At 67.0% G+C, this 24,347-nt stretch carries 22 protein-coding genes; 8 read left to right on the forward strand and 14 right to left on the reverse strand.

Annotated features, from left to right (window positions below; translation table 11 throughout):
- Positions 1 to 38: 38 nt before the first annotated feature.
- Positions 39 to 944: a TetR/AcrR family transcriptional regulator gene (locus ACNR9O_RS13375; protein ID WP_473688085.1), complete on the reverse strand. Its 906-nt coding sequence runs from the start codon at positions 942 to 944 to the stop codon at positions 39 to 41.
- Positions 945 to 2,409: 1,465 nt separating this feature from the next.
- On the opposite strand from ACNR9O_RS13375, the gene ACNR9O_RS13380 reads away from it, so the two are divergent.
- Positions 2,410 to 2,745 (forward strand): hypothetical protein, encoded by a 336-nt coding sequence (locus tag ACNR9O_RS13380; RefSeq protein WP_473688083.1) that lies wholly within the window; start codon positions 2,410 to 2,412, stop codon positions 2,743 to 2,745.
- 443 nt (positions 2,746 to 3,188) lie between these two features.
- Here the strand turns inward: ACNR9O_RS13380 and accD are convergent, their stop codons facing one another.
- From accD to trpB, 3 genes are read right to left on the reverse strand one after another with little or no spacing between them, the layout of a single operon-like run.
- Entirely contained in the window at positions 3,189 to 4,058 is an 870-nt protein-coding gene (gene accD / locus ACNR9O_RS13385) for an acetyl-CoA carboxylase, carboxyltransferase subunit beta (protein ID WP_473688081.1), read from the reverse strand.
- 60 nt (positions 4,059 to 4,118) lie between these two features.
- Positions 4,119 to 4,919, reverse strand: coding sequence for a tryptophan synthase subunit alpha (gene trpA / locus ACNR9O_RS13390; protein ID WP_473688079.1), 801 nt, complete (start codon positions 4,917 to 4,919; stop codon positions 4,119 to 4,121).
- Positions 4,916 to 6,121 (reverse strand): tryptophan synthase subunit beta, encoded by a 1,206-nt coding sequence (trpB, locus tag ACNR9O_RS13395; RefSeq protein ID WP_473688077.1) that lies wholly within the window; start codon positions 6,119 to 6,121, stop codon positions 4,916 to 4,918. Before trpB ends, trpA begins: the two co-directional genes overlap by 4 nt.
- Positions 6,122 to 6,248: 127 nt before the next feature.
- On the opposite strand from trpB, the gene ACNR9O_RS13400 reads away from it, so the two are divergent.
- Together ACNR9O_RS13400 and ACNR9O_RS13405 are read left to right on the forward strand one after the other, a co-directional pair.
- Positions 6,249 to 7,184: a LysR family transcriptional regulator gene (locus ACNR9O_RS13400; RefSeq protein ID WP_473688075.1), complete on the forward strand. Its 936-nt coding sequence runs from the start codon at positions 6,249 to 6,251 to the stop codon at positions 7,182 to 7,184.
- A gap of 68 nt (positions 7,185 to 7,252) precedes the next feature.
- Positions 7,253 to 8,602, forward strand: coding sequence for a hypothetical protein (locus ACNR9O_RS13405; RefSeq protein ID WP_473688073.1), 1,350 nt, complete (start codon positions 7,253 to 7,255; stop codon positions 8,600 to 8,602).
- 54 nt (positions 8,603 to 8,656) lie between these two features.
- Here ACNR9O_RS13405 and ACNR9O_RS13410 read toward each other — a convergent pair whose 3' ends face one another.
- The 9 genes from ACNR9O_RS13410 to prmB all read right to left on the reverse strand — a co-directional run bounded on the left by ACNR9O_RS13410 (position 8,657) and on the right by prmB (position 17,859).
- Positions 8,657 to 9,274 (reverse strand): phosphoribosylanthranilate isomerase, encoded by a 618-nt coding sequence (locus tag ACNR9O_RS13410; RefSeq protein WP_473688071.1) that lies wholly within the window; start codon positions 9,272 to 9,274, stop codon positions 8,657 to 8,659.
- Entirely contained in the window at positions 9,271 to 10,038 is a 768-nt protein-coding gene (gene truA, locus ACNR9O_RS13415; RefSeq protein WP_473688069.1) for a tRNA pseudouridine(38-40) synthase TruA, read from the reverse strand. Before truA ends, ACNR9O_RS13410 begins: the two co-directional genes overlap by 4 nt.
- A gap of 141 nt (positions 10,039 to 10,179) precedes the next feature.
- Positions 10,180 to 12,570 (reverse strand): motility hub landmark protein FimV, encoded by a 2,391-nt coding sequence (locus ACNR9O_RS13420; protein ID WP_473688067.1) that lies wholly within the window; start codon positions 12,568 to 12,570, stop codon positions 10,180 to 10,182.
- 167 nt (positions 12,571 to 12,737) lie between these two features.
- Entirely contained in the window at positions 12,738 to 13,025 is a 288-nt protein-coding gene (locus ACNR9O_RS13425) for a hypothetical protein (RefSeq protein WP_473688065.1), read from the reverse strand.
- Positions 13,025 to 14,053 (reverse strand): aspartate-semialdehyde dehydrogenase, encoded by a 1,029-nt coding sequence (locus ACNR9O_RS13430; RefSeq protein WP_473688063.1) that lies wholly within the window; start codon positions 14,051 to 14,053, stop codon positions 13,025 to 13,027. The genes ACNR9O_RS13425 and ACNR9O_RS13430 overlap by 1 nt, the downstream gene beginning before the upstream one ends.
- A gap of 152 nt (positions 14,054 to 14,205) precedes the next feature.
- Complete coding sequence (locus tag ACNR9O_RS13435; RefSeq protein ID WP_473688061.1) at positions 14,206 to 15,210, reverse strand: 2-hydroxyacid dehydrogenase; 1,005 nt, start codon at positions 15,208 to 15,210, stop codon at positions 14,206 to 14,208.
- A gap of 30 nt (positions 15,211 to 15,240) precedes the next feature.
- Complete coding sequence (gene aroC, locus ACNR9O_RS13440; RefSeq protein WP_473688059.1) at positions 15,241 to 16,329, reverse strand: chorismate synthase; 1,089 nt, start codon at positions 16,327 to 16,329, stop codon at positions 15,241 to 15,243.
- A gap of 34 nt (positions 16,330 to 16,363) precedes the next feature.
- Positions 16,364 to 16,918 carry a GNAT family N-acetyltransferase gene (locus tag ACNR9O_RS13445; protein ID WP_473688057.1) on the reverse strand — a complete coding sequence of 185 codons (555 nt, stop codon included), beginning with the start codon at positions 16,916 to 16,918 and terminating at the stop codon, positions 16,364 to 16,366.
- Positions 16,919 to 16,923: 5 nt separating this feature from the next.
- Complete coding sequence (gene prmB, locus ACNR9O_RS13450) at positions 16,924 to 17,859, reverse strand: 50S ribosomal protein L3 N(5)-glutamine methyltransferase (RefSeq protein ID WP_473700783.1); 936 nt, start codon at positions 17,857 to 17,859, stop codon at positions 16,924 to 16,926.
- 82 nt (positions 17,860 to 17,941) lie between these two features.
- On the opposite strand from prmB, the gene asd reads away from it, so the two are divergent.
- Together asd and ACNR9O_RS13460 are read left to right on the forward strand one after the other, a co-directional pair.
- Positions 17,942 to 18,784, forward strand: a complete 843-nt coding sequence (gene asd, locus ACNR9O_RS13455) for an archaetidylserine decarboxylase (protein ID WP_473688053.1) — start codon at positions 17,942 to 17,944, stop codon at positions 18,782 to 18,784.
- A gap of 129 nt (positions 18,785 to 18,913) precedes the next feature.
- A complete protein-coding gene (locus ACNR9O_RS13460; protein ID WP_473688051.1) occupies positions 18,914 to 19,351 on the forward strand; it encodes a hypothetical protein in 438 nt (145 codons plus the stop codon).
- A gap of 45 nt (positions 19,352 to 19,396) precedes the next feature.
- On the opposite strand, the gene ACNR9O_RS13465 is transcribed toward ACNR9O_RS13460, so the two are convergent.
- Entirely contained in the window at positions 19,397 to 20,902 is a 1,506-nt protein-coding gene (locus ACNR9O_RS13465) for a transglycosylase SLT domain-containing protein (protein WP_473688049.1), read from the reverse strand.
- A gap of 131 nt (positions 20,903 to 21,033) precedes the next feature.
- Between ACNR9O_RS13465 and ACNR9O_RS13470 the strand changes: the two genes are divergently transcribed.
- Genes ACNR9O_RS13470 through greB form a run of 3 tightly spaced genes read left to right on the forward strand, consistent with a single transcriptional unit; the run spans position 21,034 to position 24,288 of the window.
- Entirely contained in the window at positions 21,034 to 22,530 is a 1,497-nt protein-coding gene (locus tag ACNR9O_RS13470) for a helicase HerA-like domain-containing protein (protein WP_473688047.1), read from the forward strand.
- Positions 22,531 to 22,534: 4 nt separating this feature from the next.
- Positions 22,535 to 23,794, forward strand: coding sequence for a hypothetical protein (locus ACNR9O_RS13475; protein ID WP_473688045.1), 1,260 nt, complete (start codon positions 22,535 to 22,537; stop codon positions 23,792 to 23,794).
- Entirely contained in the window at positions 23,791 to 24,288 is a 498-nt protein-coding gene (gene greB / locus ACNR9O_RS13480) for a transcription elongation factor GreB (protein WP_473688043.1), read from the forward strand. The genes ACNR9O_RS13475 and greB overlap by 4 nt, the downstream gene beginning before the upstream one ends.
- Positions 24,289 to 24,347 lie beyond the last annotated feature (59 nt).

Genomic DNA, 24,347 nt, shown 5'->3' on the forward strand with positions numbered 1-24,347 from the left:
GCGTTCGAACAACGTCCCCTGAGCCCTCACCGCAACCGCTACGCGAACCACCCGACCCGTCGCGCCGGCGGATAACCCGAGTCGGCGACTTCGTCGAAGGCTGATGCCGTAACGGCTTCTTCGTCGCGATGCGCCATATCGTTGGCCGGGCGAAACAACGAGCGCTCCTTCACGCCCCGATCGGTCCGCGTCGCGCCGCCTTCGACCGTCTCCGGCCCGCCTTCCCCTATCGCTGGGTCGAGGGTCTGCGCCGTGGTGACCACCTGCTCCACGACCTGTTCGACCTGGCGATCCCGTGTCGGATCGCGAAAGGGCGTGGTCAATATCGGTGTCACGAACACCAGCAGGCGGGTCATCACCAGGGAATCGCTGACGGGTTCTCCCATGCATATCGCACAGGCCAGCTCGCCGAGATTCGCGCCGGCCATGACGTACGCCAGGGCTTTCAGCCCGAGCCGCAGTCGCGTGCTCAGCTCCCGCCGCGGCAGGTTCGGCAACGCCCGCGTAAATGCCCTGAAGAAACGCGACGAAATCGACCGGTGGCTATCCTTCAGATAACCGCGGATAACCGGCGACGAATCCCCGTACGCGCGCAGCAGCAGCCTTGTCCGCATGCGCTCTTCGACACTGTCGGCTTTCATGCGCAGCGCGGGAATGATCAATGCGCCCAATATCGCCGGAGCGCTGATCGCCCCTTGACTTTCACAGGCGGCCAGCAGATGCAGACGCTCCCGGTTGAGGCGATGGAGGCAGGCCATCATCAGCTCGCGCATCAGGGCTTCCTTGCTGCCGAAGTAATAGCTCACCAGGGCCGGATTCGCCTGCGCGAGCCCGGCGATCATGCGCAGCGACATCGCCTCGTAGCCGTGCTGGACATACAGCGCCTGGGCCGCATGCAGCAGGCGAAGCTTGGCGCCCTGCTCATCGTTGAGCTGATTCGACATCGACTGACCTTCCCCCGCTGATGCTCTGACCGGAATGCCTTGCCTGGGCAAATGGAACGCCGGATTCAAGTCTCCATTTGAACGCGTGGTTTCATACGAGCGTTTCGCAAGATCGGCTCGCGCAGAATCAAAAGCAAGTTGCAGCGCAAGGCCCTTCCGACTCGATTATCGGAAAGCCAATGCACCGGCAAAAAACCCTGTAAATCAGCGCTTGAATCGTTTCCGACGCGTCAGCTTCGCGAAGGCGTATCAACGTCTTCGGCGCGACACTTCCCGCACCGCAGCATTTAACGAATCGATTCAAACTGCTGATTAATTGGCGAAGTCGATCCGGGTATAAATCGACAACGCCCGCCATTCACGCAGCCATCACGAAATCAGCCATCGAAGACCGTCGATCGAGGTCCGACTGATGGGTGAACGGCGAAGTTAATGGCGAGAGATTATCTTGGCGAGTTAGTTATCCTCATTAAGAACATCAATAATCAAATAAAATAAATAAATGCGATGCCCCACTCCACTGCACGAAAACGGACTTCATTAGCCAAACCGGCTCATTGAAAAGCCAGACGAAACCGCGCCGACACTCCATAATCCCGCCATTATCTGAATCCATAGGCGCGGGTTAATGCATCGCTATGGATCGGGGTTCGCCCAGGGCCTGTCATAAGCGCACGGCGCCAACTATCTGCCTGACATCGGTCTGTCACCCCCTTCACCATCGCCATGCACCGGAGCTGGTCACTGCCGAGCAAGCCCTCGGCGCGACGGGTGCTTGCGTGCCATTCGTTGAGCAAAACGTCGGCAACGCGTGACAAGTCACTGTTGGCAAAGGCATCGATGGCGCTTATCCACAAGCTTGTCCTCGCCCCTTCCACAGAAGCTGTGGAAAAACGCACGACACGACGATGTGGCACGAGCTGCCGAAAAAATCATCAATGCGTGCCAAGTGATTGTTGGCAAAAGGTGCCGCCGGACTTGTCCACAGACTTGTGCCATAGGCATCCACAACGGCTGTGGAAAACATGCCGTCACATGACGGCGGCGTGACCAAAAATCTCGCAGCATGTCCGCACTCCTTCGCCATCAGACACTTGAAGGTGTTTTCCACAGGCTCACCAGAAGTACATCCACAGTAGCTGTGGAAAACGCGGCGGCACGTGCGTGCATCCAAGCGCGCGGCAGCGAACGGGCATCGTCTTGTCGCATCGTCGCTACGCAACGATGCCACCCAGCTTTTGCGCGCGCTCGCGTTGCGCCGCGAATCGCCCGCTGACCAGAATTTTCGCAGCGCGTGCGGGCTTCAACACCATCAAACACTTGAGTGGCTTTTCCACAGGCTCGCGCGCAGGACATCCACAGCGCCTGTGGAAAAGCAGGATGACCACGCATCGCCGTAGCCTTGCCGAGTGCATGATTTCATGTGCGGCGCAAGCGTTTTTCGCGATGCGCGACGTTGTGCCACTTGGCCAAAATTTTCGCAACGCGTGCGTGCTTCAACGTCATCAAACACTTGAGTAGCTTTTCCACAGGCTCACCTGCGGAACATCCACAGCGCCTGTGGAAAACAGCGCGATCGCGCATCGTCACCGCGATGTCTGACGCACGATTCCACGCACAGCGCAAGCATTTTTCGCGTGCGCGGCAATGCCGCAGCTTGACCAAAATTTTCGCAGCGCGTATGCGCGTCAACACCATCAATCACTTGAATATGTTTTCCACAAGCTCACCCGCGGACCATCCACAGCGCCTGTGGAAAACGTCGCGGTGGCACTTCGCGGTTGCCGCGGCAAAAGCATGATTCGACGCATGAAGCAAGCATTTTTCGCGCGATGCGTCACCGCTTGGCGTGATCAAAATTTTCGCAGCGCGTGCGCGCCTCAACACCATCAGGCACTTGAATATCTTTTCCACAAGTTCGCCCGCAAAGCGTCCACAACGCCTGTGGAGAACATCGCGAACGCGTGGCGTGCTTCGTCATGACGAGGCATGACTTCTCAAGTCACGTCGCTGTTTTTTCGCGGCTCGCAACGTGACGCGCGCCTGAGCAAAACCTTCGCAGCGTGTACGCAACGCAACGCCATCAGCCACTTGCGATGCTTTTCCACAGGCTTGCCCGCAAGCCATCCACACGCACTGTGGAAAACCACTGGCGCCTGCCAGGACATCGTGCCCGGCCTCCATGCGACGCCCCCAAAAAAAATGCCGCCTGGCGGCGGCATTTCTTCATCGCGACGATGATGGTCAGGCTGCGCGTGGCGCCTTCATCAGGATGCCGAGCACGTCGGCGAGCTTGTCGCGCATCTCCCGGCGGTCGACGATCATGTCGATCGCGCCGTGCTCCAGCAGGAACTCCGAGCGCTGGAAGCCTTCCGGCAGCGTCTCGCGCACGGTCTGCTCGATCACGCGCGGGCCGGCGAAGCCGATAAGCGCTTTCGGCTCGGCCACGTTGATGTCGCCGAGCATGCCGAGGCTGGCGGTCACGCCGCCGGTGGTCGGGTTGGTGAGCACGCTGATGTAGGGCACGCCCGCATCGCGCATGCGCACCAGGACGGCCGAGGTCTTGGCCATCTGCATCAACGAAAACAGCGACTCCTGCATGCGCGCGCCACCGGTGGCGGAGAAGCACACCAGGGCGCTGCGGTCGGCCAGCGCGCGCTCGGCGGCGCGGGCGAACTTCTCGCCCACCACCGAGCCCATCGATCCGCCGATAAAGCTGTACTCGAAAGCCACCGCCATCAGCGGCCGGCCCTTGAGCCGACCATTCATGGCCACCAACGCGTCCTTTTCGCCGCTCGATTTCTGCGCCGCCACGATGCGGTCCCGATACTTCTTCGAATCGCGGAACTTCAGCGGATCGGTAGGCTCAAGGCTGGCCCACAGCTCCTGCGCGGAGCCCTCGTCCAGCAGCGCGTCGAGGCGCGCACGCGCGCGGATCGCGTGATGATGGCCGCACTTGGGGCAGACCATCAGGTTGCGTTCCAGCTCAGGCCGGTACAGCACCGTGCCGCAGCCGTCGCACTTCTCCCACACGCCCTCGGGCACCTTGCCCTTGCCGGCGGTGGAACTCTGCGTGCGCGCACGCGGGGCCATGATTTTCTGCAGCCAGTTCATCGCTACACCTCAAACGTTCCGGGCCGGAGCATTCCTGACAGAAGCGGGCCCGGAGCCGCTTCAGTGGGCGTCGAGCGCCGCTCGTATCGGTTGCAGGAACGCCTTGGCGCGGTTGGCGATCTCGTCCGCCCGCGTGGCCCCCACCAGCCGTTCGACCAGCGCGCTGCCGATGACTACCGCATCGGCGAAACCGGCGATGGCCTTGGCGCTCTGCGCATCGCGCACGCCGAAACCCACCGCTACCGGCGCCTTGGCGCGGGATCGGATCTCGGCCACGCGGGCCGCGATGTCCGAGGTGCTCAAGCTCCCCGCGCCGGTGATGCCGGCAAACGACACATAGTACAGGAAACCCTCCGCCGACCCGCACAGCTGCGCCATACGCGCGGGTGCGGTGGTCGGGGCCGCCAGCAGGATCTGACGCAGCCCGGCGGCCTTGAGCGGCGCAAGCACGGCCGATTCCTCCAGCGGGCAATCCACCAGCAGCACGCCATCGACGCCCGCGTCGACGGCCTCGCGGGCGAAGCGCTCGTAGCCGTGGATTTCCACCGGATTGAGGTAGCCCATCAGCACCACCGGCGTCGCCGCGTCGCGCTGGCGAAAGGCGGCTACCCAGCCGAGCACGTCGGCCAGGCCCACGCCCTTGGCGATGGCGCGCTCGCTCGCGTGCTGGATCACCGGGCCATCGGCCATCGGATCGGAGAACGGAACGCCCAGTTCGATCACATCGGCGCCGGCCTCGACCAGTGCGTGCATCAGCGCTACGGCGTGTTCGGGCGAAGGATCGCCCGCGGTGACGAAGGGAATCAGCCCGGTGCGGCCGGTGGCCTTCAGATCGGCGAAGCGGCGGTCGATGCGGTTCATACCTGCACTCCTTCGCGGGCAGCAATGGTGTGAACGTCCTTGTCGCCACGGCCAGACAGATTGCACAGCACGAGCTGGTCCTTCGGCATCGTGCGGGCGAGCTTCATCGCCTGCGCGACGGCATGGCTGGATTCGAGCGCGGCGAGAATGCCTTCGGTGCGCGCCAGCAGGTGGAACGCTTCCAGCGCCTCGTCGTCGGTGACGCCCACGTATTCGGCGCGACCGGCATCCTTGAGAAAGGCATGCTCGGGACCGACGCCCGGATAGTCGAGGCCGGCCGAGACCGAATGCGTCTCCGTGATCTGGCCGTTGTCATCGCACAGCACATAGGTGCGGTTGCCGTGCAGGACACCAGGACAGCCCGCCGCCAGCGATGCGGCGTGATGCCCCGTGGCGATGCCCTCGCCCGCCGCTTCGGCGCCGACGATGCGCACGTCCGCATCATTGAGAAAGGCGTGGAACAGGCCGATCGCGTTGGAGCCGCCGCCCACGCAGGCCGTGATCGCATCGGGGAGCCGGCCGTATTGCTCGAGCATCTGCTCGCGCGCCTCGCGCCCGACGATCGCATTGAAGTCGCGCACCATCATCGGATACGGGTGCGGCCCGGCCACCGTGCCGATGATGTAGAAGGTATCGGCCACATTGGTGACCCAGTCGCGCATCGCTTCGTTGAGCGCGTCCTTGAGCGTCTTCGAACCGGAGGTCACCGGCACGACCTCGGCGCCAAGCAGCTTCATGCGGTAGACGTTGATCTTCTGCCGCTCGATGTCCACCGCGCCCATGTACACCACGCACTTCAACCCGAAGCGCGCCGCCACGGTGGCGCTGGCCACGCCGTGCTGCCCGGCGCCGGTCTCGGCGATCACGCGCGGCTTGCCCATGCGCCTGGCGACCAGGGCCTGGCCGATGGTGTTGTTGATCTTGTGCGCGCCGGTGTGGTTCAGATCCTCGCGCTTGAGCAGGATCTGCGCGCCGCCGACGTGCCTGGACAGGCGCTCGGCGTGATAGATCGGGCTGGGACGACCGACGTAGTACTTCAGATCGCGATCCAGTTCGGCGAGGAATTCGGGATCCTCACGCAGACGCAGGTAGGCCTCGGTGAGCTCGGCGAGCGGCGCCATCAGGGTCTCGGCGACGTATTGGCCGCCGAAGTCGCCGAAGCGGCCATGCGCGTCGGGCCAGCGGTGGAAGTCCTGGGACATGTGCAATTTCCTCTAGCGGCAAGCGCACCGGAGGAATCGACCCGACCGGCGTCAGACCGATAAATTAGCGCATGCACCGGCCACACGAAAAGCGATAAGATCGCCGCAAACCGTCAGTAAAACTCACATGTCGACGAGCCGCGAGCTGCCCCCTCTCAATGCCCTGCGCGCCTTCGAGGCGACCGCGCGCCTGGGCAGCGCCAGCCGCGCCGCAGCCGAACTGCACGTCACCCATGGCGCCATCAGCCGCCACCTGCGCACTCTTGAGGAAGCCCTGGGCCAGCCGCTGTTCGCGCGCCAGGGCCGCGGCCTGGCGCTCACCGCCGCGGGCGAGCAACTGCGCGACGGCGCGCACGATGCTTTCGAGCAACTGCGCGAAACCTGGACGCGCGTGGCCCGCGGCCAGGCCGAGGCGCCCTTCGTGCTGGGCTGCCCCGGCAGCCTGCTCGCGCGCTGGATGATTCCGCGGCTGGAACAGCTGCGCCAGGATCTGCCGGCGCTGAAACTGCATTTGTCCGCGCAGGAGACGCCCTTCGACCCGGCACTGGCCGGCCTCGACGCCGCGCTGCTGCTGGCCGAGCCGCCGTGGCCCGCCGACTGGCGCGTGCGCGAACTCGCGCCCGAACGCATCGGCCCCGTGCTCAGTCCCCGCTATCCGGGTGCATCGCGCTTGTACGGACAGCCACCCCACCGATTGCTGGAAGAAGCTCTGCTGCACACCGCCTCGCGCCCGCAGGCCTGGCCGCAGTGGGCCGCACTCGTCGGGCTCGCGCCGGAACAACTGCGCTACGGTCAGGGCTTCGATCACCTGTACTACCTGCTGGAAGCGGCCGTGGCCGGCCTCGGTGTCGCGATCGCACCGGCTCAGCTGGTCGCCGATGACCTCGCCAGCGGACGCCTGCTCGCGCCATGGGGTTTTCGCGCCACGCCGGGGCGCTGGATGCTCGCCACGTCCCGCCGGGCCACCGGGCCATGGGCCGACACGCTGGCCGATTGGCTGCGAAACGCACTGGCGCAGGCAGGGGATGCCAACGCGCCAAGCGCGTCACGGACCGGCGCGTAACCGCCTCGCACACTGGCGCGCCCACGCGCCTTCGGGTGTGCCATCCCTCCAAGCCACAGGAATCCCGCATGTCCTTCATCCGGTCGATCCAGGGATCGTTGCTGACCGTCGCGCTTTGCCTGGCTGCCCTCGACGGTGCCGCACAGCAGAGCGCCAACACGTTCGTCGATTTCTCCGTGCCTCTCGCACAGCCTCTGGCGCCGCACCCGTTCGCCGGCACGATCTCCACTTACGGCTCCGAGGGCGGCTCGATCGTCGCCAGCGGCTCGCAGCGCACTCGTCTCACCAGCCTGGGCCTGGGGATGTACCGCGTGCCGCTGCAGTGGAACGGAGGCAACATCATTTCAGGCGCAGGCTGGGGGCCCACCGACATCTCCGGCGATCAATGGATCAATGCGATCAAGGCACTCGGCGCCGAACCCGTCGTCGTGGTTGCCGGCAGCAGCAACAACAACTTCACGCCGGACGACGCGGCCGCGCTGGTACGCCATTTCAATCCGTCCAACCGCATCGCCTACTGGGTGATCGGCAACGAGCCGAACAACGAAGGCACCGGCGTCGCCGACTATTGCGCGCTGTTCAACGCAACCGTGGACAAGATGAAAGCCATCGATCCCGCCATCAAAGTGGCCGGCCCTGCATGGTCGTACTACAACGCTAGCGACCTGCAGGCCTTTCTCGATTGCGCCGGCGATAAGGTCGACGTGATCGACTACCACCACTACGCCATGGGCGGCAGCTATCTCGACAACGCGACCGCGCTGGCACAGACCGGCAACTGGGAAAACGAAGTCACGCAGATCCGCCGCATGGTCGCAGCGACCGTGCCTGCGCGTGCCGCACAGATCGAGATCCAGGTCGGCGAATACCACTGGTCATGGCGTACCGACGACGGCTACCCCGGCTGGGAGGGCGATGATCGTTTCTACCAGGGCGTGGCCACCGTATGGGCCGCCTCGGTCGCCGGCCACATCATGCGTGCCGGCGGCCGCGGCCATCAGTATGCGGACCAGAACGGGGCGCTCGGCCTCACCTTCGAACGCCAGAGCGAGGCTGCGCACTTCGTACGGCAGATCACCGATCCGATGCCGGTCTACCACGGGCTGCGCATGTTCAGCGGCGGCGACCTGTTCCGCGGCTTCGGCGATACCGCCGTGTCAGCCACCACGACATTGCCCAACGTGGAAGTGTTCGCGTCCCGCCACGGCGAGAACGTGGTGATGATCAACAAGGATGCCAACGCTACGCAGATCGCGGTGATCCAGTCCGGCGGCAGCGCATCCGCCAGCGTCGACGTGTGGCAGACGGACAACAGTGCACCGTTTCAGGCACCTTCGCTCAAGGCGACGTTGAGCGTGACGGGCGATGTCACCTATGCGTTGCCGCCGTATTCGGTGACCACGTTCGTGTTCCGCTGAGCGAGCGACGTTTTCCCGACCGCGCCGCGGGCCGGAACGACGGCCCGCTGTCGATCAACCGGCCTGCCGCACCGCCTCGATGAACGCGTACATCTTTGCCGGATCTTTGATGCCGGGCGCCGATTCGATACCACTGGATACGTCCACCGCCCATGGCTGCGCGACACGGATGGCATGGGCGACGTTGTCCGCGCTGAGGCCGCCAGCCAGGATCAGGGGTTGCGCCAGGTCCGCCGGCATCAGCGACCAGTCGAACGACTTGCCGCTGCCGCCGGCTTCGCCCAGGCCATGCCCGTCCAGCAGCAGGCCGGCCGCGCCGGGATAGTCGCGCAACCGCGGCAAGGCGGCGGCGCCTTCGCCCATCGCGATCGCCTTCAGATAGCGATGGCCGAACTGGGCGCACCAGTCGTCGCTTTCTTTGCCATGGAACTGCAGCAGGTCCGGCTGCACTTCCTTCAGCACCTCGCGCACGTAGGCCGCATCGTCGTCCATGAACAGCGCCACCGTGCCGACGAACGGCGGCAGCGCGGCGCAGATCTCTTTCGCAAGCGCCACGCGCACCTGGCGCTTGCTGCGCGCGGTGAAGATCAGGCCGATCGCGTCGGCGCCGTATTGCGCGGCAAGGCGGGCGTCTTCGACGCGCGTCATGCCGCAGCACTTGATGCGGGTCATTGGCTTACCTCCTGCGGCAATCCCCAGCGGGCTTCGTAACGCGGGCCGAGGAAGGTCAGGCCGGAAGCCGGCGCCGTCGGACCGGCCACCTCGCGATCGCGCCCCGCCAGCAGCTCGCCGACCCAGGCCACCGGCTGTTCACCCCGCCCCACCGGCAGCAGCGAGCCGACGATGTTGCGCACCATGTGATGCAGAAAGGCGTTCGCCTCGATCTCCACGATCACCTGCTGCTCCTCGCGCCGCACGCTCACTGCCAGCACCGCTCGCCGCGCGTGCGCGGCCTGGCACGACACTGCGCGGAACGCACTGAAATCGTGCTCGCCTACCAGCGCCTGCGCTGCCTCGTGCATGCGCGCGGCATCGAGCGGATGGCGCTCCCAGGTCACGTAGCGCGCATCCAGCGCCGCGCGCACGGTCCGGTTGAGGATGCGGTAGCGATAGCGCCGGCTGCGCGCCGAAAAGCGCGCGTGGAAATCATCCGGCACCGCCTGCGCCCACAGCACCGCGACGCTGGTCGGCAGATTGGAACAGGCGCCCAGCACCCAGCTGCGCGGATCGCGCTGCACGTCGGTGTCGAAATGCACCACCTGGCAGCGCCCGTGCACGCCCGCATCGGTACGGCCCGCGCAGGTCACGTCCACCGGATGCGCCGCTACGAACGACAGCGCCTTCTCCAGCTCGCCCTGCACCGTGCGGCCATGGGTCAGCCGCTGCCAGCCGAGAAAATCGGTGCCGTCGTATTCGATGCCCAGGGCGATGCGCATGATGGAGGTACGAAGCGAAACAGGCCGGCGAGGTTAGCACCCCGGACCGGCGGGCCCTAGACGCATGCAGCCTGGACTCCAAAACACATCGGGCCGGCACAAGGCCAGCCCGATGGCGGAAGGCGGATCCGCGAGGAAAGCTCAGTGGATGCCGTCGAGCAGCTTGCGCGCTACGTCCTTCTGCATCTGGCTGCCTTCCTGCAGCACTTCTTCCAGCATCGCGCGCGCGCCGTCCGGGTCGCCCATGTCGAGATAGGCGCGGGCGAGGTCCAGCTTGGTGTCGGCCGGATCGTCGCTGAAACCCTCGCCATGCAGGTCCGCGGCGTGCTCGTCCTCAGCCACGGTATGGGCATGCGTGGAGGACGGGATCTCGTCTTCCAGGTCGGCGAACTGCCAGCGCGAGACCGCTTCGCTGCTTTCCGGTTCCGCTTCCGGCTCGGCCAGGGCCGGAGACTGAGCATTGGCCACCGGGCGCGGCGTCAGGTCGAAATCGAAGTGGTACTCGCTGACCTTCGGGCTCTTCGGTGGCACCGGCGCGGCCGGGATCGGCGGAATGTCGTTGTACACGGTGTCGTCGTCCGAATCGCTGGCATAGCGATCGAGATCGAAGTGGTGCAACGCCTCGTGCTCGTCCTCGTCGCGCGGCGGCAGAGGCGCGCCCGGACGCAGAAACAGCGGATGGCCCGGCGTGAGGTCTTCGCCCATGCGCACCACGTCCTGCCACTCCTCCTGCTCGGGGCTGGCGATATGCGCGTGCATGGCTTCGGCCGCGGCCTCGAAGTGCTCCACGTCGCGGCGGCTGTAGTACAGGCTCACCAGCTCCAGGTGCAGGCCCACGTCGTCCGGATGCTCGGCGAGCTGGTCGAGCAGCTCGTCCTGGTCGGGATCGATGCTGCCCACGCCGGGCTCGTCACCGAAGCGGTCGGCCAGCGACGAGGCCGAGCGGGTCGGCTCCTGTACCGGCTTCTTGCGGCGGCCGAGCAGCAAGCCCAGCAGGGCCAGGACCACGACGCCGGCACCGGCGGCGAGCGTCCAGGTCTGCATGTACCAGGGCTCTTCGGCCGGCGCGGACGGCGGCACGGGCGCGGGCTTGGGCGCGGCGGGCTTGGTGGCCGGCTTCGCTGCCGGGGTGCTGGCAACGGCGGCGACAGCCGCGGTGCCGGCATGACTCGGCGCGCTGCTGGCGCCGGCCGGGGTCACGGCAAGCGTCGGGCCGGCAGCTTCGCTGGCGGGCTTGGCGGCGCTGGCCGCAGGCTGCGGCGCGGCGGCGACAGGCTTGGCTTCGGCCGGCTTGGCTTCGGCCGGAACCGGCGCGGCGGCGGGCTTCGCCGGAGCCGCCGGCATGCCGGCGGATTTGCGCGCGTCGGCCAGTTGGCGCTGGAGATCGGCGATCTCGTTGTCCTTCAGCGCCAGCAGCTTGGTGTTCTTCTGGTTGATGTCCTCGAGGTCCTTCAGGCGCGACTTCAGCTCGCCGCCCTGCTGCTCGAGCGAGGCCAGGGCCTCCTTGCTACGCAGCAGGTCGTCGCGCAGCGCGGCCGTCCCCTTGCCTTCCTTGTCACCCTTGGCGCTGCCGCCGGCACCCTGCGCACCTTCCTTCGCGGGGACCAGGGAGAGGCGGTCGCCGCCTTCTTTGGCACCGGTGGTCGGCGCCGTCGAGGCGGCCGGACGCGTACCCGCATCGGCCACGCTGGTGGGCGTGCGCGCCGCACCGGAACTCCAGTCGCTGTTCTGCCGGCGCACTTCGGCCGCCGCAGCGGCCACGGCCATCGCCTGGGCGTCCTCGCGGGACGGCACGCGCAGCACCGCGCCGGACTTCAGCGCGTTGATGTTGTCGCGGTAGAAAGCGTCGGGATTGGCCTGCTTGAGGGCCAGCAGCATCTGGTTGATGTCCACGCCGTCCGGCGCGGTGTTCTTGGCGATCGCGGACAAGGTCTGGCCGCGCTCGACGGGCCCGTACTGGCCGCCGGCCGCCGGAGCGGGCGCCGCAGCGGGCTTGGCCGGTTTCGCCGGCTTCGGAGCGGTGGCAGCGTGTTCCTCGGCCGCCGGTGCCGGTGCCGGAGCGGGCGCCGCATGACGCGGCTTGGCGGGAGCCGCCGGTGCCTGCGTCGGCGCGCGCGCCACCGGTGCGGCAGCCGCCGCCGCGCTCGGCGGATCGAGCAGGATGGCGAACTCGCGCACGCTCTTGCCCGAAGCGCTGCTCACCTCGACCAGCAGATCCAGATAGGGATCGTTGACCGGCGCGGCGCTGGTGATGCGGATGACCTTGCGGCCGCTGCCGCTGTCCACCACCGCGAACTGCAGCGGCACATTGGGCGCGCCGCTGATGCCGGCCTTGGCGAAATCCTCGCCGGAGGCGAGCCGTGCGGACAGGTTCTGCAGTTCCGAGGGATGCTCGGGATTCAGCGGAATCTCGGCCAGCAGAGGCTGGCCCAGCGCCGACTTGACCTGGATCTGGCCCAGTTCGAGCGCAGCTGCCTGGGTGCTGCCTACGGCCAGCGCAAGCAGCACCGACAGTCTCAACGAACGATTCATCGCGTGTTCCCCCGAACTACCCCGTGACGTTTTCTTATGTAGGCCGCCGCACGGGGCGGCGTTACCGTCAATAAGTCGCCACTTTAAGTTAGAAAAAGGCCCGCCAACAATAGCCGTGGCCGATATTTACAACACATTGCTGCGATTGGTTCTCGCAGCGGTTCCGCTCAGGACCCCTTGCCGGGCGCGGTACCGGCGCCCTTCAGCGCCTTCAGTTGCCGCTGCAGCTCGGCGATGGCCTGGTCCTGCTCCTGCATCTTCTGGTCGGCGTCGCGGCTCTTCGCCTCCTGCGCCTCGACGTCGCGCTGCAGGCGCTCGACCTCGGCGCTCTTGTGGGCGACCTCGCGCTCCACGCCGGCCTTGGGGACGTCCGCCCCCTCGGCCGACGTGCCTGCCCAGGCCGGCGCCACGGCAATGACGGCGCACAGCGCCAGGCCGGACAGCACGCGCCGCATCAGAGGTAATCCCTCACCAGCAGCTCGGCGATCTGCACGGCATTGAGCGCAGCACCCTTGCGGATGTTGTCCGAGACGATCCACATGTCCAGGCCGCGCTCGTGCGAGATGTCCTCGCGGATGCGGCCCACGAACACCGGATCCTTGCCGGCCGCATCGCCCACCGGCGTGGGATAGCCGCCGGCCTTGTGCTCGTCTTGCACCACTACGCCCTCGGCCTTTTCCAGCAGGGCGCGCGCCTGCGCAGCCGTGATCTTGTCGCGGGTCTCCAGGTGCACCGCCTCCGAATGCCCGTAGAACACCGGCACGCGCACCGCGGTGGGATTCACCTGGATGGTCTCGTCCTCGAGGATCTTGCGGGTCTCCCAGACCATTTTCATTTCTTCCTTGGTGTAGCCGTTGGACTGGAACTCGTCGATATGCGGGATCACGTTGAAGGCGATCTGCTTGGGGAACTTCGACTGCTCCACATCCTGGAAACTCAGCAGCGCCGCGGTCTGCTTGCCCAGCTCTTCCATGCCCGAACGGCCCGCGCCGGACACCGACTGGTAGGTCGCCACGTTGATGCGCTCGATGCCCGCCGCGCGATGGATCGGCGCCAGCGCGACCAGCATCTGCATGGTCGAGCAGTTCGGGTTGGCGATGATGCCGCGCGTGGTATAGCGGGCGATGGCGTGCGGGTTGACCTCGCTCACCACCAGCGGAATGTCGTCCTGGTAGCGGAACTCCGAGGTGTTGTCGATCACCACCGCGCCTGCCGCCGCCGCGCGCGGGGCGTGTTCGCGGCTGACCGAGCCGCCGGCGGAGAAGAACGCGATGTCCACGCCCGCGAAATCGTAGTCGGCAAGATTGCGCACGGTGACCGATTTGCCGGCGAATTCCACTTTGCCGCCCGCCGAACGCTCGCTGGCCAGCGGCACGAGCTCGCCGACCGGGAATTTGCGCTCGGCCAGAATCGACAGCAGGGTTTCGCCCACGGCGCCCGTCGCGCCGACCATCGCCACCTTGTAACTGCTCTTCTTGCTCATGTTCCAGGTTTCAGTTGAGGGACATCGGAGATCCGTCCGAACGGGGCCGAGATCCGCATCAGCGGAAATCTAGCCGGGGTTGAAGGCAAAACAATACGCGATCTGCCTGGGCGTGAATGGCATCACGCTTTGGCGTGAGGCCTTGCGGCCCTTCAGGACCAGCGTTTCATCACTTCGGGGTTGAGCGGCGCCGGGGGATGTCCGGCACGAGGTCCATGGCCCAGCGCGGCGAGCACATTATCCGCCGCCAGGTCCGCCATGGCGCGGCGGGTATCTTCGCTGGCGCTGGCGATGTGCGGGCTGAGCAGGACGTTCTCGAGGCCAAGCAGATCCGGATGCAGCGCCGGCTCGCCTTCGAACACGTCCAGCCCGGCCGCCGCCAGCCGCCCTTCGCGCAGCGTCGCGGCCAGCGCCGCGTCGTCCACGATCCCGCCGCGCGCCACGTTCACCAGAACCGCCGTGCGCTTCATCAGCGCCAGCTCCGGCGCGCCGATCGCGTGGTGGGTCTCGCGCGAATACGGCAGCACCAGGATCAGATGGTCGGCTTGGCGCAGCAGCCGTTCCTTGCTCACCGCGGTGGCCCGGCACTCGCGCTCGACCAGCTCGGGCAGGCGCGAGCGGTTGTGGTACAGCACGCGCATATCGAAACCCGCCGCGCGCCGGGCGATGGCCTGGCCGATGCGTCCCATGCCGAGGATGCCCAGCGTCTTGCCGTGCACGTCTACGCCCAGCCAGTCGTCGAAGCGCATGCCGCCCCGCCACTGGCCGGCGCGCAGCCACCGTTCCGCGGCGCCGGCGCGGCGCGCGGCGCCCAGCATCAAGGCCCAGGCGTAATCGGCCACGGTCTCGTTGAGTACGTCGGGGGTGTTGCAGGCGAGGATGCCGGCGCGGGTCAGCGCCGGCACGTCGAGGTTGTTGTAGCCCACCGCGAGGTTGGCGATCACGCGCAGGCGGCGGTTGTCCTCCACCACCGCGGCGCCCACCGGGTCGGCCAGGCTGATGATCGCCGCATCCACGCCGGCCATGCGCTCGCGCAGCTGCTCGGACGTATGCCGGCGCTCGACCGCCTCGGCGTCCACGTCCAGGTACTCGGCGAGCCGTGCCAGTACATCCGGGAACAGCGGGCGCGACACCCACACTTTCTGTCTGGCGGTCATGTGCTCAACCGGATTGGGCCGCGCCGGCGGTCATGGCAAGCGCGGACTCACCTCGCCCACGTCGCCGCACTGGGCACGATGGCGCAAGGCATGATCCATCAGCACCAGAGCCATCATGGCCTCGGCGATCGGCGTGGCGCGGATGCCCACGCAAGGATCGTGGCGTCCCTTGGTGACCACCTCGACCGGCTCGCCGGCCAGGTTCACGCTACGGCCGGGAATCAGGATGCTGGAGGTCGGCTTCAGCGCGACTGAAGCGATGATTGCCTGCCCCGTGCTGATACCGCCCAGAATGCCGCCAGCGTGGTTGGAAGCGAAGCCGGCCATGCTCATCTCGTCGCGATGCTGGCTGCCGTGCTGCGCGACGGCGGCGAAACCGTCGCCGATTTCCACGCCCTTGACCGCATTGATCGACATCAGCGCGGCGGCGAGGTCGCCATCCAGCTTGCCGTAGATCGGCTCGCCCCAGCCCGGCGGCACGCCTTCGGCGACCACGTTGACGCGCGCGCCCACCGAATCGCCGGACTTGCGCAGCGCGTCCATCGCTTTTTCCAGCTCAGGCACCTGCGCCGCATCCGGCCAGAAGAACGGATTCTGCTCCACCGCATCCCAGTCGAAACCGCCCGGCGCTATCCCGCCCAGCTGCGCGAGATAGCCGCGCACGCGCACGCCGTGGCGCTCGGCCAGCCATTTCTTGGCGATTACCGCCGCGGCCACGCGCATGGTGGTCTCGCGCGCGGACGAGCGACCGCCGCCGCGCGGGTCGCGGATGCCGTATTTCTGCCAGTAGGTGTAATCGGCGTGCCCCGGCCGGAAGGTGCCGGCGATGTCGCCGTAGTCCTTGCTGCGCTGGTCGGTATTGCGGATCAGCAGTGCGATCGGTGTGCCGGTGGTGCGGCCGTCGTACACGCCGGACAGGATCTCCACTTCGTCCGCCTCGCGTCGCTGCGAGGTATGCCGGCTCTTGCCGGTGGCGCGGCGGTCCAGGTCGGTACGGAATTCGTCTTCCGTGATGGCCAGCCCCGGCGGGCAGCCGTCGATCACGCAGCCGATGGCCGGGCCGTGGCTTTCGCCGAAAGTGGTGACGGTGAAGAGCTTGCCGAAGGAATTGCTGGACACGAGGCGGGGTTTTCCGGGGACGAACCGCCCAAGCTTAGCGCGTGCGGGCCGCCCGGTCTTCGCCGGAACGCCATTCCCGTGCCAGCAGCGCGAACACCAGATCGTCCGCCCACTCGCCGCGCAACCAGTAGCTTTCGCGGAAATGCGCCTCCTGGCGCATGCCCAGGGAGCATAGCAGCGCTACGCAGGCTGTGTTGCGAGGATCGACCGACGCGACCGCGCGGTTTGCGCCGTGCGCGAATGCCCAGTCCAGCGCCGCACTCACGGCTTCGCCCGCATAGCCCTGCCCTTGGCAGGGTGGCGCGATGGTGATGCCGAACTCGACGCTGCCCTTGTCGTCGACAGGCAGCCCCAGGCCCAGGTCGCCGATCAGCGCGCCGTCCTCGCGCAGGCGGATGGCGCGCTGCCACCAGTGCCCCGGCACGGGTTCGGGCGACAGCGCACCGATCCAGTCGGCGGCCTCATCCGCGGAGGCCGGTTGCCAGCCTTGATAGCGCGCGATTTCCGGATTGCCGCGGTAGGCGAACAACGCACCGGCGTCGCCAGGCCCCAGTGCATCCAGGCGCAAGCGGGAGGTGAGCCATTCCACCGCGATCAGCCGCGGCGCGCGTCCGCGGCGGCACGGATGGCCGGCGCGTGCTCGATCAGATCGCGGCGCTCGAGCGCGAACACGCCCATCGCACCCACCTTGAACTCGATCCACACGAACGGGACTTCGGGCAGCAGCGCGGCCAGCGCATGCTCGCTCTCGCCCACTTCCACGATCAGCAGGCCGTCTTCGGTAAGAAGCTCGGCCGCTTCCTCGAGAATGCGCAGGCAGATGTCCAGGCCGTCCTCGCCCGAGGTAAGGCCCAGCTTCGGCTCGTGGCTGTACTCGCCCGGCAGCGCGGCGTACTCGTCCTCGGTGACATAGGGCGGATTGGACACGATCAAGTCGTAGCGACGGCCCTTCACGCCCTCGAACAGGTCGGACTTGATCGCCTCCACGCGGCGCTCGACGTGCTGGAAGGCGATGTTCTCGCGCGCCAGCGACAACGCCTCGTCGCTGATGTCGACGATGTCCACCTGCCAGTCGGGGTTGTATTCGGCCATGGCGATGCCGATGCAGCCCGAGCCGGTGCACAAGTCCAGTGCGCGCTCGACGTGACGATGCTCCAGCCAGGGCTGGAAGCCGGATTCGATCAGCTCGGCGATCGGCGAGCGCGGCACCAGCGCGCGGCGATCGCTCTTGAACTTCAGGCCGGCGAACCAGGTTTCGCCGACCAGGTAGGCCACCGGCAGGCGCTCGCTGACGCGGCGTTCGATCAGCGCCAGCACGCGCTCGCGCTCCTCGGCGGTGAGCTTGCCCGCGCCATAGGCCGGCGGGATGTCCGGCGGCAGGTGCAGGCTGGCCAGCACCAGGTGGGTAGCCTCGTCGATGGGATTGTCGTGGCTGTGGCCGAAGGTCAGCCCGGCGGCCGAGAAACGGCTGGCGCCATAGCGGATGAAGTCGATGATGGAGGCGAGTTCGGCGGTCACGGCGGCCAGGATCTGCGTCTGGAGGGCCGGCAAGTATAGCCGCAGGGCCCGTCCGGCTAGCGGGAGGGGCGGGGCTCACCGATATACTGGCCGGATGACTTTCAAAGTGCTCCTGCAATACCTCCTGCCCCATCGTGCGCTGTCGCGGGTGGTCTACTGGGCCACGCGCTGGACGTTCGCGCCGTGGAAGAACTTCCTGATCGGGCAGATCGTGCGCCGCTACCAGGTGGACATGAGCCAGGCGCTGCAGAGCGATCCGTTCGCCTACCAGCACTTCAATGCCTTCTTCACCCGCAAGCTGCGGCCGGACGCGCGCCGCGCCGACGCGGACCCGGCGGCGCTGCTCAGCCCGGCCGACGGCCGCATCAGCCAGAGCGGGCGCATCGTGGACGGGCGCATCTTCCAGGCCAAGGGCCAGGAGTACACCGCCGCCGAGCTGCTCGGCGATGAGGCCGCCGCCGCGCCGTACCGCAACGGCCGCTTCGCCACCATCTATCTGTCGCCGCGCGACTACCACCGTGTGCACATGCCATTGGCCGGTACGCTGAAGGAAACCGTGCATGTGCCGGGACGCATCTTCAGCGTCGCGCCATTCGCGGTGGAAGCGATCCCGCGGCTGTTCGCGCGCAACGAACGCCTGGTCTGCCACTTCGAAAGCGAGCGCGGCCCCTTCGTGGCGGTGATGGTCGGCGCGATCCTGGTGTCCTCGGTGGCCACCGTATGGGACGGGCTGGTGATCCCGCCCTACGCCTCGTCCATCCGCCGCAAGTCTTTCGTCGGCCAGAACATCACGCTGGAGCGCTTCGCCGAGATGGCGCGCTTCAATATGGGCTCCACCGTGATCCTGCTGCTGCCCGACGGCATGGCGGAGTTCGACGAACTGCAGCCGCAGCAGGTGGTGAACGTCGGCCAGCGCCTGGGCCGCTGCCTGAGCTGAGCGCATCGCATGTGACGCGTTTTGTCGTTTTGTGACCTTTTTGGCGCAAGACACGGAAAGGCGTCGCTATCCTCATGGGAATCCACGGCGCGTGGACGCGCCGTCCCCAGTCCGACGAGGAGGAACCGCATGCGCATCGTCAGCCAGATCATCGCCATGAGCCGCACCAGGCAGCTGGGACGACAGCTCCGCGATATCGAGCGCAGCATCCGCAGCCTGCCGCGACGCAGCCGCTCCCAGCTGGGCATGCTGACCCTGCGCGAGATCGGCCAGGCGTCGCGCAGTGAATTCCCCCATCTCTACGGCACCTCGCCCGGACAGCGCTACCTGCCATGGGGCGAAGGCACCGACCTGGGCTACGCCCGCGCCCGCTCCGACAATCCGGAGATCGCCATGCGCGGCATCGCGCTATGGCTGGCCGTGGCCTATCACGAAACCAAGGATTCGCCACACCTGAAGTTGCAGTTGCAGCACCGCCAGCTGATGAAGCTGCTGCACGAGCTGAAGGAAGCGCACCGCAATGCCGCCGAGGCGCCGACGCGCGGCAACAGCCTCGCGGCCGCCTGAAAGCATCGCCGAAGCACGCCGGGCGAGAACCCCGGCGTCACCCGATCAGCGGCACGAAGGCAGCTTCAACGTCTGCCCCGGCTTGATGTGCTGGTGCTTGATGCCGTTGAGCTGGGTGATTTCCTGCACGTCCGAGCAGCCCACCTTGCGCACGATGCTCATCAGCGTGTCGCCGCGCTTGACCGTATAGCTGCGCGACTTCGCCGTGGACGAGGAAGACGAGCTGCGCGACGGAGGCGGATCGGGCGTGGTCGGCACCACCGGCACTACCGCCGTGTGCAGGTCGTTGGCCAGGATCGGCCACGGCCCATCCGTGCAGCGCGCGGCGTAGGGCTTCTCCAGCAGTTTGGGCAGCACCAGCTTCGTGCCGGCCGGCAACGAGACCTGCGGATCCAGGCGCGGGTTGAGGTTGCGCAAGGTTCGGAACCAGCCGCTGTCCATGCCGCCGGCCGAACCCAGGCATACGGTCAGCTCACTCAGCGAGGCCGGCCGCGCCAGCGTCACGCTGCCCGGCACACCGTCCACCTTGGGGAAACGCAGGTTGTAGCTGTCCGGATGCAGGAACAGCCATGCCGCCGCCAGCACCGCCGGCACGTAATCGCGCGTTTCCTGGGACAGCTGGTTGTAGATGCGCGGGTCGTAGAAGCTTACCGACGTGTCTTCGCCCACCAGCCGGCGCATGCGTCCTTCGCCGCCGTTGTAGGCAGCCAGGGTCACTTCGAGATTGTTGTTGAAGATACCCAGTTGCTCGTCCAGGTACTCCGCGTTCGCCTTCGCCGCCAGCGCCGGATCGAAGCGCTCGTCGAAACCGCCGTCGCTGCTCAGGCCGAAGCGCATGCCGGTGGCGTACATGAACTGCAACGGGCCCGCGGCGCCCGAACGCGATACCGCGTGGACCTTGCCGCCGGATTCCTTGGCCATGATGCCGAACAGAATCGCCTCCGGCAGGTCGCGGCTCTGGTAGGCCGGCCACATCTGGTAGCGCATGTACTGATAGTTGACGTAGGCGTCCATCAGGTTGGAGCGCCACTGCGTCAGCCACATCTCCAGCGCCGCCTTCACCGGACCGTTCATGGCGATCAGCTCGGACAGCTTCTGCCCGTGCAGCAGCGTCACGCTGCGCTGCGCCTGCGGCAGGCTGGCCGCGCCCGTCTTGCCGGCCACACCACCCTCGGGCATCTGTTCGCCGCTGACCTCGACGTCGTCGCCGAGCGCGAAGCTGCCATCCTTCAGGCGCAGCAGACGGTCATACACCGCAAAGAAGCGCTGTGGATCGCAACCCGGGCTGGCACCGCACTGCGCCGAGGCACGCTTGAGCTGTTCCAGCGCGCCGGTCAGCGTGCGCTGCGATGCCTGCGCATCACCTTCGCGCGCCTGCTGCAGAGCCGTCTCGTAAGCCTTGCTGGCCTGATCCAGCTGGCCGTACAGCGCATTCACCTGCGGCGTCGCCGCAGCCTTGCCGCCACCCGAACTGGCACAGGCGGCCAGTGCGCAAAGCGCGGCGGAAAGCGGAACCAGGCGCAGCGCGCGAATGGAAAGTCTTGCCGGCATGACGGATTTCGCGTTTTCGAAAGCTCGTGACAATAGCCGTCGCAAGCATCGGGCTCAACTGGCAATTTTCGCGCGCGCGAGAGCGCGTGGCGCGCAGCTACAATCGCCCGGACACCCTCGGACGGACCCCCATGACTGACATCCTCATCGGCCGCAACGACAGCACCAGCGTCAATCTCGACCCGCACTACGGCAATCGGCACGGGATGATCGCCGGCGCCACCGGCACCGGCAAATCGGTTTCGCTGATGGTGCTGGCCGAAGGCTTCTCGCGCCTGGGCGTGCCCTGCTTCCTGGCCGATGCCAAGGGCGACCTCGCCGGCCTGTCGATGGCGGCCGGCGAACCGGGCGACAAGCTTAAGGCGCGCCTGGCCAAGCTCGACCTCAAGGACTGGAAGCCCCAGGCCAACCCGGTCATCTTCTGGGACATCTACGGCAAGCTCGGCCATCCCGTGCGCGCCACCATCAGCGAAATGGGCCCTACCCTGCTCGGTCGCGTCCTGGAATTGAACGACACCCAGGAAGGCGTGCTCGAAGTGATCTTCAAGGTCGCCGACGAGAATGGCTGGCTCTTGCTGGACCTGGCCGACCTGCGCGCGCTGCTGGGCTTCGCCGCCGAGAACGCCAAGGACATCTCCACGCAATACGGCCTGATCAGCACGCAGAGCATTGCCGCAATCCAGCGTTCGGTGCTGAAGCTCGAGCAGGACGGCGCCGACCAGTTCTTTGGCGAGCCTGCGCTGGAGTTGGCCGATCTGATGCGCCAGGACATGAGCGGACGCGGCGTGATCAACGTGCTCGCCGCCGACCAGCTGATCCTCAAGCCGCGCCTGTATTCCACTTTCCTGCTGTGGCTGCTGTCGGAGCTGTTCGAACAGTTGCCCGAAGTGGGTGACCTCGACCAGCCGAAGATGGTGTTCTTCTTCGACGAGGCGCACCTGCTGTTCGACGACGCGCCGCCGGCGCTGATGCAGCGCGTGGAGCAGGTGGTGCGCCTGATCCGCTCCAAGGGCGTGGGCGTGTATTTCTGCTCGCAGAATCCGGACGATGTGCCGGGCAACATCCTCGGCCAGCTCGGCAATCGCGTGCAGCATGCGCTGCGCGCGTTCACGCCGCGCGACCAGAAGGCGGTGCGGGCCGCCGCCGAAACCTTCGCGCCGAATCCCAAACTGGACGTCAGCGATGCGATCACCAAGCTCGCCGTCGGCGAAGCGCTCGCATCCACCCTGCGCGACGGCGGCGTGCCCTCGCCGGTGGAACAGGTGCTGGTTACGTCGCCCACCTCGCGTATCGGCGCGATCAGCGAGGCCGAACGCGCCGCGGTGCGCCAGCGCTCGCCGGTGGGCGGCAAGTACGACAACGCGGTGAACCGCGAATCCGCGGCCGAGATGCTGGCCGCTCGCGCCAGCGAGAAATCCGCGCCGGCCAAGCCAGCCGGCAAGGGCGCCGAGCCCGCGGCCGAAAGTTCCGGCTGGAGCGACTCCGTGCGCGACGTGCTCCTGGGCAGCGGTCGCCGCCAGGGAGTGATCGAAGCGATGGCCAAGTCGGCTAGTCGCAGCATCGGCTCGCGCATCGGCCAGCAGATCGTGCGCGGCGTGCTGGGCAGCATTTTCGGCGGCAAGCGCTGAGGTCATGCCGAAGGTCGCCACCGTCCGCGCGGATATGCCGTTCCTGCAGCGCCTGCCCGGCGCGTTCGGCTATCCGCTGCGCGGTGCCGCGCTGGCCAGCTGCGTCGGTCTCGCGCTGGCGCATTACGTCGGGCTGCTGCCTTCGGCCATCGGCATGCTCGCCAGCCTGATGGTGTGGGCGGCCACGTGGCGCTACGCCGCCGATTGCATGCTGCATACGGCGCATGGCTTCGCCGAGCCTCCGGAGGTAAGCCTCGGCGGCAACGAATCGGCCGGCTGGGCGCTTACCGCGATCCACCTGCTGGTGGCGGCGCTATGCATGCTCTCCATCGTGTTCATGCCCGCGGCGTTGTGGCCGGTGTTGCTGGCGGCCACGCTGGTACTGCCGGCGATCGACATGTCGCTCGCGTTCGAGGGAAATCTGGCCGCCGCGCTTCATCCCGTGCAGGTATGGCGCGTGATGTCCGGCTTCGGCCTCGCCTATCTGGTACCGGTAGCGATCAATCTTGCCGTGGCGGGCCTGGTCATGCTGGCGTCCCTCGCGACGGGGCTGCTGCCACGCATCCTGGCGCTGCCGCTGTACGCCTTCGCCTATACCTATCTGGTCGTGCTCGGTTTCCATCTGATGGGCGCGATGATTCATGAGCGGCACGAACACTTCGGCGTGGCGCTGGAAGCCGAGCGCCTGGTGGCCGACAGCGGCCGCGACGACGACGAGCGCCTGCTCGACGCCGTCAACGAACGCGCCGAGGAACAACCGCGTGCGGCCATCGACATGCTGGTGGCACGCCTGCAGGACCGCAGCGCGCCGGCGTCACTGCACCTGGCGTATCGCCGGCTGCTGCGCCAGGAAGGTTTGCGCGATGCGCTGCTCGTGCACGGTCAGATCTGGACGGCGGCGCTGCTCGCCGGTGGCGAAGGCAAGCGCGCACTGGGCCTGGTGCAGGAATGCATCGAGCTGGAGCCGAGTTTCCTGCCCGACGACCCGGCAACGGCCGGCCCACTCGCCGAGCTGGCCGCACGCCTGGGCATGAGCCGGCTGGCAGTGAAGCTGTGCCGCGGTTACCTCTCGGCATGGCCCCGCGCACCCGAGGCGCTCCGGATCGGCTTGCTCGCCGCGCGCGAGCTGGGCCTGCGGCTCGCGCAACCGGCCGAAGCGCTGGTGCTGCTGCGGCGCCTCGCCGCCCAATGGCCCGATCATCCTGCGCGTGCCGACCTGCTCGCGCTGGAAACCCAACTGCTGGACACCCGCAAAACCTCATGAGCCGCTGGCGACCACCCTCCCCCTCTTCGACGGCCATCATCACCCGCGAGGGTTTCGAAAAGCTCAAGGCCGAACTGGACCACCTCTGGCATACGCTACGCCCGGAGGTGGTGAAAGCACTCGCTGCCGCCGCGGCCGAAGGCGACCGCTCGGAGAACGCGGAGTACATCTACCGCAAGAAGCAGCTCGGCGAAATCGACCGGCGCGTGCGCTACCTGAGCAAGCGCATTCCCGCGCTGAAGGTCGCCGAAGGCGCACCCGCGGACCGCGACGCGGTGTTCTTCGGCGCGCGGATCGAACTGGAGAACGTGGATTCCGGCGAAACGGTGGTCTACCGCATCGTCGGCCCCGACGAAACCGACGCTCGAGCCGGCTGGATCAGCATCGACTCGCCACTGGCGCGCGCGGTGCTGAAGAAGCGGGTGGATGATGAGTTCGAGGCCGAGTTGCCCGGCGGGCGCACGCGTTTCGCGATCGTGTCGGTGGACTACTGAAGCAGACGTAGGTTGGGGTGAGCGAAGCGAACCCCAACGCCTCGCATCGTTGGGGTTCG

It is taken from the genome of Dyella sp. CR10, from assembly GCF_055814425.1.

Coding starts and splice junctions, on each gene's coding strand:
- asd (WP_473688053.1), top strand. CDS start 17,942: ATGACTTTCAAAGTGCTCCTGCAATACCTCCTGCCCCATCGTGCGCTG.
- ACNR9O_RS13425 (WP_473688065.1), bottom strand. CDS start 13,025: ATGCGGCGCGTGCTGTCCGGCCTGGCGCTGTGCGCCGTCATTGCCGTG.
- truA (WP_473688069.1), bottom strand. CDS start 10,038: ATGCGCATCGCCCTGGGCATCGAATACGACGGCACCGATTTTCTCGGC.
- trpB (WP_473688077.1), bottom strand. CDS start 6,121: ATGTCCCAGGACTTCCACCGCTGGCCCGACGCGCATGGCCGCTTCGGC.
- ACNR9O_RS13460 (WP_473688051.1), top strand. CDS start 18,914: ATGCGCATCGTCAGCCAGATCATCGCCATGAGCCGCACCAGGCAGCTG.
- ACNR9O_RS13400 (WP_473688075.1), top strand. CDS start 6,249: ATGTCGACGAGCCGCGAGCTGCCCCCTCTCAATGCCCTGCGCGCCTTC.
- ACNR9O_RS13375 (WP_473688085.1), bottom strand. CDS start 944: ATGTCGAATCAGCTCAACGATGAGCAGGGCGCCAAGCTTCGCCTGCTG.
- ACNR9O_RS13405 (WP_473688073.1), top strand. CDS start 7,253: ATGTCCTTCATCCGGTCGATCCAGGGATCGTTGCTGACCGTCGCGCTT.
- ACNR9O_RS13420 (WP_473688067.1), bottom strand. CDS start 12,570: ATGAATCGTTCGTTGAGACTGTCGGTGCTGCTTGCGCTGGCCGTAGGC.
- ACNR9O_RS13410 (WP_473688071.1), bottom strand. CDS start 9,274: ATGACCCGCATCAAGTGCTGCGGCATGACGCGCGTCGAAGACGCCCGC.
- ACNR9O_RS13470 (WP_473688047.1), top strand. CDS start 21,034: ATGACTGACATCCTCATCGGCCGCAACGACAGCACCAGCGTCAATCTC.
- ACNR9O_RS13465 (WP_473688049.1), bottom strand. CDS start 20,902: ATGCCGGCAAGACTTTCCATTCGCGCGCTGCGCCTGGTTCCGCTTTCC.
- greB (WP_473688043.1), top strand. CDS start 23,791: ATGAGCCGCTGGCGACCACCCTCCCCCTCTTCGACGGCCATCATCACC.
- trpA (WP_473688079.1), bottom strand. CDS start 4,919: ATGAACCGCATCGACCGCCGCTTCGCCGATCTGAAGGCCACCGGCCGC.
- ACNR9O_RS13430 (WP_473688063.1), bottom strand. CDS start 14,053: ATGAGCAAGAAGAGCAGTTACAAGGTGGCGATGGTCGGCGCGACGGGC.
- accD (WP_473688081.1), bottom strand. CDS start 4,058: ATGAACTGGCTGCAGAAAATCATGGCCCCGCGTGCGCGCACGCAGAGT.
- ACNR9O_RS13435 (WP_473688061.1), bottom strand. CDS start 15,210: ATGACCGCCAGACAGAAAGTGTGGGTGTCGCGCCCGCTGTTCCCGGAT.
- ACNR9O_RS13475 (WP_473688045.1), top strand. CDS start 22,535: ATGCCGAAGGTCGCCACCGTCCGCGCGGATATGCCGTTCCTGCAGCGC.